The organism is Desulfallas thermosapovorans DSM 6562 (assembly GCF_008124625.1).
Taxonomy (GTDB): Bacteria; Bacillota; Desulfotomaculia; order Desulfotomaculales; family Desulfallaceae; genus Sporotomaculum; species Sporotomaculum thermosapovorans.
Genome location: NZ_VNHM01000001.1, coordinates 214,541 through 230,293 on the forward strand (window position 1 = coordinate 214,541; position 15,753 = coordinate 230,293).

Sequence of the window (15,753 nt, forward strand, 5' to 3'; positions counted from 1 at the left end):
TTGTGTTAACTACACATTACTGTAGTAATTTACCCCCTGTTTCGGAGAACAGTTGATCTGGCCCTTTTCCACCAGTAAATCCAGGTGAGCCACCACTTCCGACAGTCCCAGGAATATATCCCACCCCTTCAGATCCGGATACATGGCCCTGCTTATTTGAAAAGCATTTAGTTCCCCCGCCTGCAGCTTATCTTTAATGCGCGTAAATTGAGACTGGTGGTGCCTGCGTCCCACGTTAATGACACTGTTGTAATCATTAAAGGTACCGCCGTGGCCGGGAAACACCATAGTTACATTCAGCTTTTCCAGCTCATCCAGCCCGGATAAGTATTGCCTCAATGACGGCAAACGCCTGCCCGGTTTTTCCCGGTCCGGCTCCATCAGCGGGTTGGGCGTAATATGAGGTAGCAAAAAGTCCCCCGAGAAAAAAAACTTTTGGTCTGGATCATACAAGCACAGATGCCCGGGGCTATGTCCGGGGAAATGCATAATTTTGAGCTCGCCCCTGTCAAAGGTTATACTTTCCCCCCCGCTCATTTGCCTGGTACGCAAACCCCGGACCGAGGGATGAGGCAGCTTGTCCTTTATATCCTCTACTTCCCGCAGTACGTCGGCCGGAACACCGGTTTCCACTACAAAGGGTAGCCATTCCTTATAATAATCCGGTTTTAAAATTAACTTGTCTTCCTCCAAATGATGAATTAAAACATCCGCGTCGGCGGCACCGGCAATTTGTGCCATCAAGCCGCAATGATCGGGATGGGCATGGGTAATCACAATTCTTTTAATATCCTCAATCCGGCAGTCCAAAGATGCCAGCATCTCGCGTAAAAACTTACCGGCCTGCGGCGTATCGGGGCCGGGATCAATTATAGTTACCGGATCATTTTTAATTAAATACGCATTTACCGGCCCCACTGGATAAGGCGTGGGAATAACCAGTTGATATACAGGCAGCAATATTTTCGCACCTCCAATTTTAAAGTATATCACTCGTTCCAATGCAAAACAATAAACCACGCCATACGGCGTGGCATTTAAGCCCGGCAACACCGGGACGGTTAAATCCCTCACCCGCCACCGTTATACCCGGTACTGACCAATTTGCCATCTTCCACAATCACCGGCACCTTACCGGCGCCATACTTCTCTTTAACCATTTGTTTCGCCCCGGCATCCAAACTGGTATTTATCTCTTTGAATTTTATCCCCCTGGCCCTGTAGTCCTCCATTGCTTTTTGGCAATAGGGACAACCTGTCTTGGTGTAAATTACCACATCACCCATTTGCCAATTACCTCCTAACCCCGGGTATCACCAGCGTTGCAATACCATAATGGTCACCCGTAGCCTTGTCCACCTGGAACAACCAGTGACCCATGGCATCAAACACAAACTGCACTTTTCCTTGCTCATCAGCAGTTAAATTATGTGCAAATCCGGTCCCCTCATAAAAATGATAAGTTGCCTGCAACCTGGCACCGGCCAGCGGAACCCCGTCATCCAGCACAGTCAAGTTAATGGTATCGCCTGGGTGAAACTCAGTGTAATTCTCGGGAATGATTTCCAGGCCACGGTTAAGGACCGCTCCGTGCCCGTGCACGTGATGCCCCACAGGCACCAGCACCCGCGCCCAAAGCTTGGCGTTAGCGACTTCTTCACTTTCCACCTGTACAGTATAAATACCTTCGTGGTCGCAGTTAAAAACAAGTACAGGCGGTGAGCCATCCCGGGCAGGGGTTATTTGGGCCGGTATCTCGGCACCACCGGGATCCATCACATATCCTTTCCAAAGGGCGGAGTCACCGGCACCATCCCTTTTCATAGCCCGGCCCCGTAATATTTTAACCTCAATATTATCTCCGTGATGGAAATGCAGGTGGGTTGGTTCCAGCCAAAGGGCCTGCCGAACCGCTGGTTTTTCTGTCATCTGTTTTACCACCTTCCTTATTTATCTTGTTAGAAAAAAAACCATGAATACCGTCTTTTCAAAGACCGGATACCTTCATGGCATAGTTGGGTATTTAGATATACCGTACGCACAGTATATAACAGTATATAAACAAAGCCTTATTGGCAAAATCCGAACCTTGATGGGCCTTTGGAAAATTATACTTAATACTGGTGAAAAAATCAACCTGTTGATTCTATGGCAGAATTAATTCCCTTTGTTCTTTTTATCATTATCTTCCCGGTCCGTTTTATTCCATTCATCCCGTTCAACCTTTTTTTGTCTAGCATGATCTTTTTTAGTTTGGTAATCATTCCGTTTGGTAGAATTTGTTTTTCCGGAATAACCAGTAATATCCCGCGGGCTGGAATTCTTTCCGCGGGCCTTATCTTGATTACTTTTATTATCATTAATTTTCCCTCGATTATTCTTAACTGCATCGTCCTTCCCGGGGGACCAAGATACTGGCCGGTTTAAATTATTATATCCATCGTATTGATTATTTTTACCTTGCAGATTTTTTTTGATTGTTTGACCGGGGTTATCACGCTTATCATGCTTATCGGTCTTATCACCGGACTTACCGGGCTTACCGGGTTTATCTCCAGACTGACCGGGCTTATTAATTTTATCTCTCTTGCCAGCTTCATCCATATCACCGGATCCAAAAGCAGAGCCGGCCCGGGATTGTTTTGTGATCAAATCGCCAACCCGAATGTTTTTATTCGCTTCCAGTACACGAATGTTTCCTTCCTTCAATTCCTGGTTGGTTATTTGCACACCTTTTTTTTGCGCTTCCTGCTGTAACAGGTAACGACCAGGGCTAACGCCGTGCTCACGGGCTTTTTTCATAGTGTCCAAATCAGTATCAGCCATGATTATTTCGGCCTTAATACCGGACTTGTTTATGGAGTTGCTGATGGAATTATATATGTAATCATGGACATCTTTTGTGTCTTTTTGCTCTTTAACGTCCTTGACTTTATCACTATTTTTATTTGCTGCTTTCCCTTTGGTTTTAGTGACCGTGGCCAGCACAAGATTTTCTTTTTCCGGGTTCAAGTATTGATATTCAATACAGCCGGCTATGATCTTCTGCACTCCATCGGCCAGCGGGTCATGCATAACATTTACCCGTTGTAACAGTTCTTTGCCATCATCATCCACGCCCCGGGCGGAAACAATTATATTATCACCGTTAATCCCCAGTTCCACGCTGGGGTTAATATCCAAGGCCACATAAGCCACTGCTCGAGGTAGCATGGAATTAAAGGCCAACCAGGCCAACGCCACCACTAAAAAAGAAGCCACCGCCCAATAGGAAGCCTTAAACCGGTAAAAAACCGGTCGGGATATTGATATTTCCTGCCCCACCTCAGCACCTTTACGAGGCTTGGACACCTCGAGAAACTGACCGTCACCGGTTAACACAATACAGCTTCTTTTTTTAACTTCCATCACCAATCCCCGGTTCGGTCCCATCAATCAACACTCCCCTTGCGGTAACCTAACATATGAATTCAAATAAATAAACTCTTCACGGTAATATAATAATGTGGCTATTCCTATTATATATTTACGCCCCCGTTCCAGTACCTTGCGGCTTATCCCTGTACCCATCTCCAATTCCCGCAGGGGCAACCTTTTGCTGGCCCGCAAAGTTTCATATAAGGAGCCATGCTCAACAATATAGTAAGCCGCCCGAATTAATGTTTGCCTGGTGTCCCGGTGCTTGGGCGAGGATTTTACAAGATCTTTAAATGTGATACCCAGATTGCTTATTTTTTCATTATAATTGTTAATTTCCTCTATCCTTTCTCTTTGGGCAGTTTGTTCAATATACTGCTCCCAGGAAGCATCATTTTCCGCCTGGTTGGCGGCACCTTCGAGGGGAGTATTGGACATATGCAGATCCACCCGGTTCCATCTTGATTCTTTGCGCAAATAGTCGGTCACCCGACTCCTGATCACCATGCGGGCAAAGGCGGTAAAAGGTACTCCCATTTTTTCTTTAAATCGCTCTATGGCTTCATTAAAAGCTATCAGGCCGATGCTCAGCTCGTCATCATGGTCCCAGCTCAAACTGCGACCGCACAGGCGACCCACCACCCCGGCGATAAAGGGCTTTGCTTCCGCAATCAACTTTTCCCTGGATGATTCGTCACCTTCCCTGATTTTTTGCAGACATACTTCCACTTCATCCCCAAATAGCACACTGCCACACTCCCTCTGGTGCTACTCCATCGCTCCTTCCCATAGTAAATCTTTCTTTACTATACGGAAATCACCACAGTTTTTTACGGGGTAACCCGGGTCAATCATGCTTATTCCGACAATTTTCACATACTACACAGGTACAGTGGTTATCTCCCCTTTTAAATTTTGTGCTGGCCTTGCAAACAGCACAGTCCCCCGCCTCGGGCTCACAAGGCTCAACATGAATGATTACCTCCACCTCAGGCAAGCGCCGACGCAAATCCCGTTCAATATTGTCACACAAAGCATGGGTAGTGCTGATTTTTTTCCCCCGGGGCACAATTAAATTAAAATCCATGTAGCGCTGTGGCCCGGCTTTGCGGGTACGTAAATTTCGGTAATCAACAAATCGATCAGCATAAGAATGTAGAATTTCCTTAATCGCCTGTTCTTCACCGTCTGGCAGTCGAACGTCCAGCATATTACCCAGTGATTCCTTCAACAAGTCATAAGCAGCTTTTATGATTAATAGCGCTACGCCTATGGCAATAAGGGGGTCTACTATATACCAACCGGTAAATTTAATAATCACAATGCCAGCCAGAACGCCAAGGGACGTTAGAACATCAGTGCGCAAGTGCCAGGCGTCAGCGGCCAGAGCCGGGGAGTCAGTCTTTTTGGCCACTTTCATCAGCTTTGTAGAAACAAATAAGTTCACAGCAGCTGATAGAACCATCACCATTGCCCCCAACCCCAGCGATTTAACTTCAGTGACTTCATATAATTTGGGTATGGCTTCTTTAATAATCAGGCCCGCAGCCAGCAATATCAAAATCGCTTCAATTATGGCCGCCAGGTTTTCAAATTTACCATGCCCGTACCTGTGCCGGTCGTCAGCCGGTTTATTGGATTCCCGCACTGATACGAATGCAATTAAAGCTGCAACTAAATCTAAACCCGAATGGATAGCCTCGGAAATAATACTGATGGAATGCATGGAAAATCCAACGCCTAATTTGCCGGCTGTCAATATGGAATTGGATATAATGGAAAGGCGAGCTACCTTTAATTTCTCTTTTGTATACATATTATCCTTCCCCTCTATGGACATCCCGGCACCCCCGCTTTATGCACCCGCAAAAAATAATACCCGGGGCCCCTCATCTTAAGAGCCAAGATGAAGTCCCGCGGGTATATCCGCTGCCTTAAGGCCCGGTCTGTAAAAATCTTCACAGCCTGACTTTATGGTTATCTTAATATATCATATGCAAAGCTTCAATTCAATGATCATGGGAAAAAGTTGAAATTATTCTTTATAGTCCAGGCCGACATCAATTGTTTCCACGGGGGCGCTTTCATCATCCATATCCCGGGTACTTTCATAGAAATTACCGTCACTGCCCACCACATAGGGTATGTGATCGATCAGGTCCGTATCATCAATTGGCTCCCCGCTCGGCTCACCGCTACCATAGTAAGCACCGGCTCCGGAAAGCGGAGAATGCTCCTGCCACCTGGCCACATCTTGCCAGGCATCCTCGCCGTCGTACTCATTTACATCCGTGGTATCGTTAAAAGTACGGGCAAAGGGCGGCTCCAACACATCCTCTTCCACCGGACGAATATTTTTCCTATATGCAGGTTCCTCCATCCGGGACCGGCAATGAACGCACTGGGTAGTATAGGGAACCGCCCGCAGGCGTTCCAGCGGTATTTCTTTTCCACATACTTCACAAATACCATAGGTGCCATTTTCCATTCTTTGCCTGGCGTGATCAATGGCCTGTACTTTAATCATGGCATCCTCGCGCAGAGCAAAGTCTTTACTGCGCTCAAAAACTTCGGTGCCCACGTCAGCCGGGTGTTGATCATAGGTGGACAACTCTTCCACCGAGTCGGATAATGAAACGCCAAGCCCCCCGTCATCAATATGGTTTATGGTTTGCATTAAATTGTTTTTTTCCTGTTCCAATTGTCGCTTGAAATCATTTAATAATCCCTGTTCCATCGTGTACCCCCTGTTATTTTCTGCCTAGCTGCAGTTGCACTATTCTAACCAAATCGGCAATGAAATCACCAATGACGGGCAGGTTTAAAGACACCAACCTTTGCAAAATTAAAACTATTATCGCCCCCAGAATAGCAAATCCGATGGCAATACCCAGGCCCCGGGCAATGCCGCTGATGAAATTAATGTACATAAGTTTATAGGGTTTTCCCAGCAGGTCCACATACTCGGCCAGCTTCATCTTTTCCATGTTTATAGCCAGTTCCCTGACCTTGTTTTCCAGAGCCAGCAAAACCTTATTCTGCCGGCTTGTTTCCCAGTGACCGGTTTCCCCCGGACCCAAAAAATATTTACGTGATTTAATTCTTTGTTTATCCATAGACAGCGACCCTCCAAATCTTGTTTTAATTTGCCCCGGCCAAAACAAAAAAATTAATGGTAGCGCTTGACAAACACTCATACCGCCAACACACACCAGCAATAGAAATAAAAAAACGCCTTGGAAAAATTTATAACCGTTCCAGGCGTTTTCTCATTTAATATTCAATTTACCTCATTATCCAAATAGCATAAATTGCCGATAACCATGGAGTGCTTACTTGGCTGAATAAGCTTCGCGGTGTTTATTATCCTTTTTTTCCATCAGTTTTAAATCAACCCACAGCGGGCTGGCGGTAAGCATGGACGAATAGAAGCCGCTGGTTACACCGATGATCAGGGCTAAAACAAAATTCTTAATGGTGGTGCCGCCCAGTAAATACAAAGCCAACAACACGAATAACACCGCCAGCACGGTATTGATGGAACGGGCCATGGTTTGCCATAAGCTGACATTAACCAAATCCTCCAGAGCCTCTCCCTTTTTGCGCGTCCGCAGATTTTCCCTGACCCGGTCAAATATAACGATGGTGTTATTAATGGAATAACCGACGATGGTTAATACCGCCGCCACAAAGGCGCTGTCAATTTCAATTTGCAATATGGAGAATATACCCATGACAACCAGTACATCATGGAGCAGCCCGGTAACCGCCGCCACGCCCTGCTTAAACTCAAAGCGGAAAGTCATATATACAATCATAAGCGCCGCTGCAATCAGCAAAGCCCAAATGGCATTCATGGTTAATTCCCTGCCGATCACCGGCCCCACCCGTTCATTGCGCAACAGGTTGACCTCGCCCACCTTTTGCTCCAGGGTGGAAATTAATGTTGCGCTTTCTTCCTCGGTGAGCTCCCGTGTTCTGATCATATAATCGCTGGTGCCGCTTTTTTGGATGTTACGGGCGGCCGCATACCCCAACTCTTCCACCACTGTGCGCACCTGTTCAATCTTGACGTCCCGATCCAGCCGAACCTCCACAAGATTGCCGCCGGTGAAGTCTATACCCAGGTTAAAACCCCTGGTTACCATGGAAAACAGGCCCGGCAATATAACCAGCAGTGAAATGATATACCAAATTTTTCTGTTTTTCATAAAGTTAAACATGTGCTCCGCCCCCTTAAGCGCCATAATAGCGCGGATCTTTAACCGCATTGGTGGCCGCGGTCAGGTGCAGAAACCACCTGGTCAAGGTGATGGCTGTAAACATGCTGACCAGAATACCTATGCTGAGCGTCACGGCAAACCCGCGAATTACACTGGTACCGAAAAAATACAGCACAGCAGCACCAATCAGCGTGGTGACGTTGGCGTCGAACACGGCCACAAACCCCCGTTTAAAACCGGCGTCAATGGCGGAACGAATACTCTTACCGGTACGCAATTCCTCTTTGACCCGCTCGAATATAATTACGTTGGCGTCCACGGCAATGCCCAGGGACAGCAGAAAACCGGCGATACCGGGCAACGTCATGGTGGCATGGATGCCGATAAAAATGGCCAGTACAATCAGCGCGTAAAAAGCCAACGCCAAATCGGCAATCAGCCCGGGGATACGGTAATAAACCACCATAAACACCAATATGGCCACCAGGCCGACAATGCCGGCATTAATGGACCTGTCCAGGGAATCCTGGCCCAATTGCGGCCCCACGGTTCGTTTTTCCATTACCTCAAGCTGCACGGGCAACGCGCCGGAACGCAACAGTATGGCAATGGTATGGGCCTCATCCAGGTTTTCATAACCCGTGATTCTGGCCTGGCCGTTGGTGATGGGTTCCTGCACCACCGGGTTTTGCAATAACTGGCCGTCCAGGTAAATACCGATGGGTTTGCCCACATTAGCTGTGGTGGCCTGGGCAAACTTTTTGGTGCCTTCCGGTGTAAAGGTAAGATCCACCTCCACCTGTCCGGTGTTGGGGTCCCGGGCCTCCATAGCGTCCTTTAAGTCGGCGCCCGTTATAATGGTCTGGCCCAGCTCATTTTTAAACTCCAGGTAAGCAGGCTGGATCAAATCAATAACGGCCTGCTCGGGATCATCTATACCCGCCAACTCTACAATAATTCGCCGCTCGCCCTGGCGCTGGACAACGGGTTCGGCCACCCCGGTTTCATTAATCCTTCTTTCCAGCACGGCCTGGGCTCTTTTCATGGTTTCATCGTTTACTTTGTTTTCAGGCGTATCCCTGGCCTCCAGCACCACATGCACACCGCCCTGCAAATCCAGGCCAAGGATAATTTCTTTACCCCAGGGCAGCCACGCTATATCTTTGAAGACCGGCAGCGGCACCGCCGCTGTTATGCCCAGGGCTGCAATGACCAGTATAATGGCGGCCATGGTCAATAGCTTACTCCATCTCATTTTACCTCTCCCCTTTCGTTCAATTACAGTAACTTGGCTCCGTTGACCACCAACTCAAAAACACAGTTTAAAAATAACGCCGCCCTTCTGCACAATATCATTCTGGTCAGAAAAATTTCAAAATACTCCATTACAGGTGTTATTTCAATATTAATGGTCAACTCCATAGTAATAGTTCGTTTCTTCTCGTCCACCCAAACCAGGGAATTTTCCACGGCATAGTTAACCCGGTCATGAATGTCAAAGGTAGCGAATTCCCGGTTGCGCACCCGGGAGCGGTGCACGTCCGACTTATCCGCCAGTATCAACGCCGCCGCCACGGTATTAACGGGCTGGCCGTACTGCTCCTCGTGGTTGGCAATGGCCGATATAACGGTGGCCACTTCATCGGGATCCATGCCCATTTGCAGCAATATGGGCGCGCAAATGGTAGCACCCGATATACCATGATCGTTACGGCTGACCACATTACCTATGTCATGCAAATAACCGGCAATGGCCGCCAGTTCAGCCTCCCGCTTACCATAACCCAGCTTGTCCAGTATATTTTTGGCTATGCTTGATACCAGGTTGATGTGCCGGTAGCTGTGTTCCGTATAACCCATGGCTCCCAAAAATTCGTTACCTTTGCGGATAAAACTGTCCAACACGGGATTATTTTTAACATCATCGATGGTAACCAAATACAAATGCCTCCCTATGCCGCCAAAAATAATCAATAAAAAGAGTAGACCGGGTCTACTCCCAATTTTAATCTTTCTTCAGATCAACACTTTCACTGCTGCTTGAAAGGACTTGTGCCACAGCGTTTCTCAATATTTCAATGCGCACGTTTTCGGCTATTTTTATAATGAAGGTGTCTTCTTTAACCTTGATCACAGTTCCATAAATGCCACCCACTGTGACAATACGATCATTTACTTTGATATTGGCCACCATTTGCATATGCTTTTTTTGGCGCTGCTGTTGGGGCCTGATCATTAAAAACCATAGCAATGCAAATAAACCGACAATATATAAAATACCGATGGTGGTTTCATTCACTTTGTTACCCCCCCTTTCCCCATATAAATCAAAACATATACTAATTCTTTATTATTATTCATTTCCCTTTTTTTAATTTCATGTTGTAATTTAATGTAAAACAGTTTATCTAATCCATTTTAAACCGTTTTAGAAAATCATCCTTGTAAGCAACAAAGTAATCTCCGGCTATGGCAGCCCGGATATCTTCCATCAGCCGCAACACAAAGCGCAAATTATGTAAAGTGGTTAACCTTATACCCAGCACCTCATTGGCTTTGATCAAGTGCCTTATATACGCCCGTGAAAAATTGCGGCAGGCATAACAATCGCACTCGGGATCCAGCGGCTCAAAATCCCGGGCATACTCGGCATTGCGCACCACCAGTTTACCATCCCGGGTAAAAACCGTACCATTGCGGGCAATCCGGGTGGGCAGTACACAGTCAAACATATCCACACCCCGGTGAACTCCTTCCAGCAGGCAATCCGGTGAACCCACCCCCATTAAATACCGGGGTTTTTCCCGGGGCATGGCGGGCACCAGGTAGTCCAGCACCTCATACATCAGCGGTTTCGGTTCCCCCACGCTCAACCCGCCGATACCGTAACCGGGAAAATCCAATGCAGCAAGCTCAGCTGCGCTTTGTAAACGCAAATCGCGGTACATGCCCCCTTGAATAATGCCGAACAGCGCCTGGTCATCCCGGTCATGGCGCAAGCGGCAACGCTCGGCCCATCGGGTGGTACGTTCCATGGCTGCCCGCGTTTGTTCATAGCTGCTGGGGTAGGGGGCACACTCGTCAAAGGCCATGGCCACATCCGCACCAAGGGCCATTTGGATCTCCATGGATTTCTCCGGGGTAAAGGAATGTTCCGAGCCATCAATATGACTGCGGAAGTTTACGCCCTGATCGGTGACTTTACGTAACGGTCCCAGGCTAAATACCTGAAAACCACCGCTGTCCGTTAAAATGGGACCGTCCCAGCGCATAAATTTATGCAATCCACCGGCCTTGGCCACCAAATCATGGCCCGGCCGTAAATACAGGTGATAGGTGTTGCTCAGTACCAATGCCCCGCCACAAGCACGTACTTCATCGGGGGTCATGGTTTTTACAGTGGCCTGGGTGCCCACCGGCATAAAAATAGGCGTCTGCACCGTACCGTGGGGAGTAGCGAGTAAACCCAACCTGGCCCTTGACTGTTGATCCTCTTTGGTAATCGTAAAACTGATAGCCATATAATACTCCTTAGCCCAATCATATGATAAGCATAGCATCGCCAAAGCTGAAAAACCGGTAGCGCAACTGCACCGCCCGGGCATAGGCGTCCAGCAATCTCTCCCGCCCCACCAGTGCACTTACCATCATGAGCAACGTGCTGCGGGGTAAATGAAAATTTGTTACCAATCCATCCACCGCTTGAAAATGATAGCCGGGATAAATAAATATTTCGGTCCACCCCGCCCCCGGTTTGACTGCACCTTTTTCCCGGGCGGCAGTTTCCAGGCACCGGGTGGTGGTGGTGCCCACCGCAATTACCCGGCCGCCCCGGGCTCTGGCTTCATTAATCACCCGGGCGGTTTCTACGGACACAGAATAATACTCGGCATGCATTCTGTGCCTGGCTACCTCGTCCACTTTAACCGGCCTAAAGGTGCCCAGTCCCACATGCAGCAGCACGGGTACAATGGATGTACCCTGATCTCTGATCCTCTGCAGCAGCTCAGGTGTAAAATGCAGGCCGGCGGTGGGTGCGGCGGCTGAGCCGGGCTCACGGGCATAGACCGTCTGATAACGCTTAGGGTCGGCAGGCTGCTTCCTGATATACGGCGGCAGGGGCATAACCCCCAATTTGTCCAGCAGCTGCTCGAATACGCCCTGATATTGAAACTTGATCAGGCGGCAGCCCTCACCCACCACAGCTTCCACGGTACCGGTGAGTTCAGCGTCAAATATAATATTGGTGCCGGGAGGAACACGCCTCCCGGGACGTACCAGTGTCTCCCATGTGTGCTCATCCCGGCGGGTCAACAGCAGCACTTCTATGGTTGTTCCCGTACCTTCTTTTTTACCCCAAAGTCGTGCCGGAATTACCCTGGTATCATTGATCACCAGCACATCCTGCGGTTTAATATACTCAACAATATCCTTAAACAGCCTGTGCTCCGGCTCCCCACCGTTTTTACGCAGCACCATGAGCCTGGATTCATCCCGCACAGGGGCAGGCTCCTGGGCTATTAATTCATCGGGCAAATAATATTCAAAATCGGTTACCTTCATGTATTACCTCTTTTTAATTTACGCCCCGTAATTTTCTACCAATTTAACATTTGTATAATAGTATTGCAAAATATCCTGGAAACTATAACCTTGAGACGCCCAACCAGCTGCACCGTATTGCGACATACCGAGTCCGTGCCCCAGGCCGTTGCCGGTAAAGGTTACCCTGCTGATTATATCACCGGCACCCGTTTCCTTTTGCATAGTAAATAGTGCACTGTTCAAACCCAGCACGCTGCGCACCCGGTCGGCATTGGCAACAGTATACACCTGCAGCCCGCCACCAGCATCCAAACCCTCAATTAACAGCTTTTTAACCCTTTGCCCGGAAGCCGTATATTCCACTGCCCTTAAATCCGTTATAGCACTAAGCTCTGTAAATTCATTGATATATTTCTTCAATTGCCGGTTGACCAGCGCAACCAGTTCATCACCCGAATAACTAAGTGACCAGTCATAATGTTTAATATTGTAATCCAGGGGATCATCCTGACCCCTGATATAACTTAAAGAATCAAACCAGACATCTTCGCTGTTTTCTGTACAACCGCCGCTGGAAGCATGGAAAAATGCCGCCACCGGCCGGCCGCGATGAACCAGCACCATGCCACTGGTGGCATCAACAGCTAGGTTAGTGGCCGGGTTTTCCCCGTCATATCCCAGGTATACCTGGTTGGACTGGTTGTCCAGCACATCAAAGCCATAACTGGTGTAACTGCCCAGCTGGGTAATTAAATAACTGCGTGCCGCCACCGCTTGAGCTTTAAGCGCTTCCGCGGGGAAGGACACGGGCATTTCCCCCGGCAGCACACCATACAGGTACTGTTCAATGGGCAACTCATTGATTACGGTCAGGCCGCTTTCAGACGGCCTGATTTCTATATTGCCCCGGTAATGTTTTAATTGCCCGCCCTTTTCTACAGCAGCAATATTCAATCCACCCCGGGAAAGTTGTTTGGCCTGACCGCTTGCGTCAAGGGCATACAGGCCTGCCTTGCCGTCATACAGGTTTGCTGCGCTAGCACCGTAACCCTGTACAACCAGGCCCGCCAGGGAATCCTTATATATTAAAGTACCATCACCGGATAATACAGCTCTTGTGGCGGCATCCAGGCTTTCGGCTTTAATGGGGCCGTTGTATAGTCCCACATGTTCCCCATTCCTGAGCACCCGGCACAGGCCACCGGCATACTCCACCGTCCAGCGTCCTTCCCCATCCCCTGCAATTACCTGACCGGTATGAATATTGACCAACTTGTAATCACCTTGCAGCACAAAGGATACCTGCGGCATATTTTGCGCCAGTCCAACCCGCACGGTATGGGGAACCACCTGCACATCCCCCCGGGCCGTACCCCCGGGCCAAAACACAACCAGCAGCAATATCGCCATCCCCACCAACAAACCCGGGCGACAGTGTTTAATAACAACACCTGAAGTCATAAAAAAAGAACCTCCCCCGCAAAACCATATCGTGGAAAGTTCGACAAAAAGTAAATTATTCCTGCCGGCAAACATACATCAGCAGGCATATTTTAAGAGCCTGCTTGAATAGCCCGTGCCAGTCCTATTTATACTGCATTAGCCGGCTTTTGCGGTGCGCGCGTAGGTACCGGGTGTTAATAGGACAAATCTATAGTAAACCGCTACCTTCTGAATAACAGGTTTACCAGTAGCGTTAAGACAATACTGACAATGATCATGGTAACCACGGGAAAATAAAAGGTAAAATTACCTCTTTGTACAAATATATCGCCGGGCAGCCGGCCTAAACCGGGAATTTTGCCCGCCAGCAGTAAAAGACCACCTGTTATCACCATAAATATGCCTATCATTATTATAATTTTACCCATACCTGCCAGGGAATTCATCAGCTTTTCCCCCCTGAACCTTTTTTACTTCTATACTGTTTGTCATAACGTTCCCTTTCGCTGTAAATGCAGCCGCAATACTGCTGCCTGTACATGTTAAGGGAGCGGGACAACTCCGTGGCCTCCCGGAACCCCGACCTGAAATCATGATAATAAAAAGGTACCCCTGCTTCCTCACCCACTGCCCGGCCAATTTCGGCAATTAAATCATGTTTTTGAAAAGGGCTGACCAGTAAAGTGGTGCTGAAAGCATCAAACTTGCCATGCCGTGCTACCTGGGCCGTCTGACGCAGGCGCATGATATAACAGTACCGGCAGCGCACGCTTTCCCTGTGCACCACCTCCCTTAAATAACCTTCCAAATCGTAGTCGTCGTTTACAATTACCTGCAAATTGTTGCTCCGGGCATAATCCAGCAGGGTTTCTTTCCTTCTCTGCCACTCGGTATAGGGATGGATGTTGGGATTACAGAAATAACCATACACCTCATGATTTTCGGACCTTAATTGTTTCAGCGGGTATATAGTACAGGGACCGCAACAGGTATGCAATAAAATTTTCATTACTTTCTCCTTCCCGTTTACCACAATGTGGGCTGTTTTGCTCCGGGCATTTCCAGGCCAAGGTGTTGATAAGCAGCAGGCGTGGCCACCCTACCGCGCGGGGTGCGGGCTAACAGCCCCAACTGTAGCAGGTATGGTTCATACACGTCCTCTATAGTCCCGGCTTCCTCACCTGTAGCCGCCGCAATGGTTTCCACCCCCACGGGTCCGCCGGCAAATTTGGTTATGACAGCGGATAATACGCGACGGTCGGCCTGGTCCAACCCCAGGGGGTCCACCTCAAAAAATTCCAGCGCTTCGGTAGCCACCCCCCGGTTAATAATCCCGTCCGCTTTGACCTGGGCATAATCACGCACCCTTTTCAGTAAACGATTGGCTATGCGGGGAGTGCCCCGGGAACGGCGGGCGATTTCTCCCGCACCCTCTTCATCAATAACCACGCCTAAAATTTTGGCCGCCCTGGTGATTATGGTAACCAAATCAGCAGGGTGATAATAATCCAGCCTGCTGATGACACCAAACCGGTCTCGCAGGGGGGAAGTCATCAAACCTGCCCTGGTGGTGGCGCCGATCAGAGTAAAACGTGGTAAATCAATTCTTATGGAACGGGCCCCGGGCCCCTTGCCAATAATAATATCCAGAGAGAAGTCCTCCATGGCCGGATACAATATCTCCTCAACCGTGCGGCTAAGGCGGTGCACTTCGTCGATAAATAGGACATCGCCTTGCTGCAGGTTGGTTAAAATAGCCGCCAAATCTCCGGCCCTTTCAATGGCCGGTCCTGAAGTTGTGCGAATGTTGACCCCCAGTTCATTGGAAATAATATTGGCCAGTGTAGTTTTACCCAAACCGGGCGGCCCGAACAGAAGCACATGATCCAGCGTTTCTCCCCGCTGCAGTGCAGCCTGAATAAATATGCCAATAGTTTCCTTCACTTTATCCTGCCCGATATATTCACTCAGCTTGCGAGGCCGCAAGCTAACTTCGGTATCTGTATCTTCTTCCCTCAGGGCAGCAGTTATTATTCTTTCTCGATTCAAATTCTCCATTACACACCCCGGCCGTTAAATGTATTTTTTCGCTGAACACAGCTAGACCCTCATAAGTAATGCCATA

18 protein-coding genes are annotated in these 15,753 nt (G+C 48.5%); all 18 read right to left on the reverse strand.

The features are described 5' to 3' along the window. Positions 1-9: 9 nt before the first annotated feature. The 18 genes from LX24_RS01050 to ruvB all read right to left on the reverse strand — a co-directional run bounded on the left by LX24_RS01050 (position 10) and on the right by ruvB (position 15,686). Positions 10-960 carry an MBL fold metallo-hydrolase gene (locus LX24_RS01050; RefSeq protein ID WP_166510281.1) on the reverse strand — a complete coding sequence of 317 codons (951 nt, stop codon included), beginning with the start codon at positions 958-960 and terminating at the stop codon, positions 10-12. Between the two features lie 110 nt (positions 961-1,070). Further along, positions 1,071-1,286: a glutaredoxin gene (locus tag LX24_RS01055; RefSeq protein ID WP_166510282.1), complete on the reverse strand. Its 216-nt coding sequence runs from the start codon at positions 1,284-1,286 to the stop codon at positions 1,071-1,073. 7 nt (positions 1,287-1,293) lie between these two features. After that, the gene (locus LX24_RS01060) at positions 1,294-1,929 is read right to left on the reverse strand and encodes a DUF4198 domain-containing protein (protein ID WP_166510283.1); all 636 of its coding nucleotides are present in this window, start codon (positions 1,927-1,929) and stop codon (positions 1,294-1,296) included. A 228-nt stretch (positions 1,930-2,157) separates the two neighbouring features. Next, positions 2,158-3,432 (reverse strand): anti-sigma factor domain-containing protein, encoded by a 1,275-nt coding sequence (locus LX24_RS01065; RefSeq protein ID WP_166510284.1) that lies wholly within the window; start codon positions 3,430-3,432, stop codon positions 2,158-2,160. A gap of 3 nt (positions 3,433-3,435) precedes the next feature. After that, positions 3,436-4,164, reverse strand: coding sequence for an RNA polymerase sigma-I factor (gene sigI, locus LX24_RS01070; RefSeq protein ID WP_166510285.1), 729 nt, complete (start codon positions 4,162-4,164; stop codon positions 3,436-3,438). A gap of 100 nt (positions 4,165-4,264) precedes the next feature. Continuing rightward, positions 4,265-5,257, reverse strand: coding sequence for a cation diffusion facilitator family transporter (locus LX24_RS01075; RefSeq protein WP_243131557.1), 993 nt, complete (start codon positions 5,255-5,257; stop codon positions 4,265-4,267). A gap of 195 nt (positions 5,258-5,452) precedes the next feature. Continuing rightward, positions 5,453-6,154, reverse strand: a complete 702-nt coding sequence (locus LX24_RS01080; protein WP_166510286.1) for a TraR/DksA C4-type zinc finger protein — start codon at positions 6,152-6,154, stop codon at positions 5,453-5,455. A gap of 13 nt (positions 6,155-6,167) precedes the next feature. Further along, entirely contained in the window at positions 6,168-6,533 is a 366-nt protein-coding gene (locus LX24_RS01085; protein ID WP_243131558.1) for a DUF5665 domain-containing protein, read from the reverse strand. Between the two features lie 216 nt (positions 6,534-6,749). Further along, positions 6,750-7,640, reverse strand: coding sequence for a protein translocase subunit SecF (gene secF, locus LX24_RS01090; RefSeq protein WP_166510287.1), 891 nt, complete (start codon positions 7,638-7,640; stop codon positions 6,750-6,752). 13 nt (positions 7,641-7,653) lie between these two features. Continuing rightward, on the reverse strand, positions 7,654-8,895 hold the full coding sequence (gene secD, locus LX24_RS01095) for a protein translocase subunit SecD (protein ID WP_166510288.1): 1,242 nt from the start codon (positions 8,893-8,895) through the stop codon (positions 7,654-7,656). Positions 8,896-8,918: 23 nt separating this feature from the next. Then, on the reverse strand, positions 8,919-9,578 hold the full coding sequence (locus tag LX24_RS01100) for an HD domain-containing protein (protein WP_166510289.1): 660 nt from the start codon (positions 9,576-9,578) through the stop codon (positions 8,919-8,921). A 67-nt stretch (positions 9,579-9,645) separates the two neighbouring features. After that, positions 9,646-9,939, reverse strand: coding sequence for a preprotein translocase subunit YajC (yajC, locus tag LX24_RS01105; RefSeq protein ID WP_166510290.1), 294 nt, complete (start codon positions 9,937-9,939; stop codon positions 9,646-9,648). A 109-nt stretch (positions 9,940-10,048) separates the two neighbouring features. Continuing rightward, positions 10,049-11,161 (reverse strand): tRNA guanosine(34) transglycosylase Tgt, encoded by a 1,113-nt coding sequence (gene tgt / locus LX24_RS01110; RefSeq protein WP_166510291.1) that lies wholly within the window; start codon positions 11,159-11,161, stop codon positions 10,049-10,051. A 19-nt stretch (positions 11,162-11,180) separates the two neighbouring features. Further along, on the reverse strand, positions 11,181-12,203 hold the full coding sequence (gene queA, locus LX24_RS01115) for a tRNA preQ1(34) S-adenosylmethionine ribosyltransferase-isomerase QueA (RefSeq protein ID WP_166510292.1): 1,023 nt from the start codon (positions 12,201-12,203) through the stop codon (positions 11,181-11,183). An 18-nt stretch (positions 12,204-12,221) separates the two neighbouring features. Then, entirely contained in the window at positions 12,222-13,646 is a 1,425-nt protein-coding gene (locus LX24_RS01120) for a SpoIID/LytB domain-containing protein (RefSeq protein ID WP_166510293.1), read from the reverse strand. Positions 13,647-13,849: 203 nt separating this feature from the next. Beyond that, complete coding sequence (locus tag LX24_RS01125) at positions 13,850-14,074, reverse strand: DUF2905 domain-containing protein (RefSeq protein ID WP_166510294.1); 225 nt, start codon at positions 14,072-14,074, stop codon at positions 13,850-13,852. After that, positions 14,074-14,637, reverse strand: a complete 564-nt coding sequence (locus LX24_RS01130) for an epoxyqueuosine reductase QueH (protein ID WP_166510295.1) — start codon at positions 14,635-14,637, stop codon at positions 14,074-14,076. Before LX24_RS01130 ends, LX24_RS01125 begins: the two co-directional genes overlap by 1 nt. Before the next feature lie 17 nt (positions 14,638-14,654). Beyond that, positions 14,655-15,686, reverse strand: a complete 1,032-nt coding sequence (gene ruvB / locus LX24_RS01135; protein ID WP_166510296.1) for a Holliday junction branch migration DNA helicase RuvB — start codon at positions 15,684-15,686, stop codon at positions 14,655-14,657. Positions 15,687-15,753 lie beyond the last annotated feature (67 nt).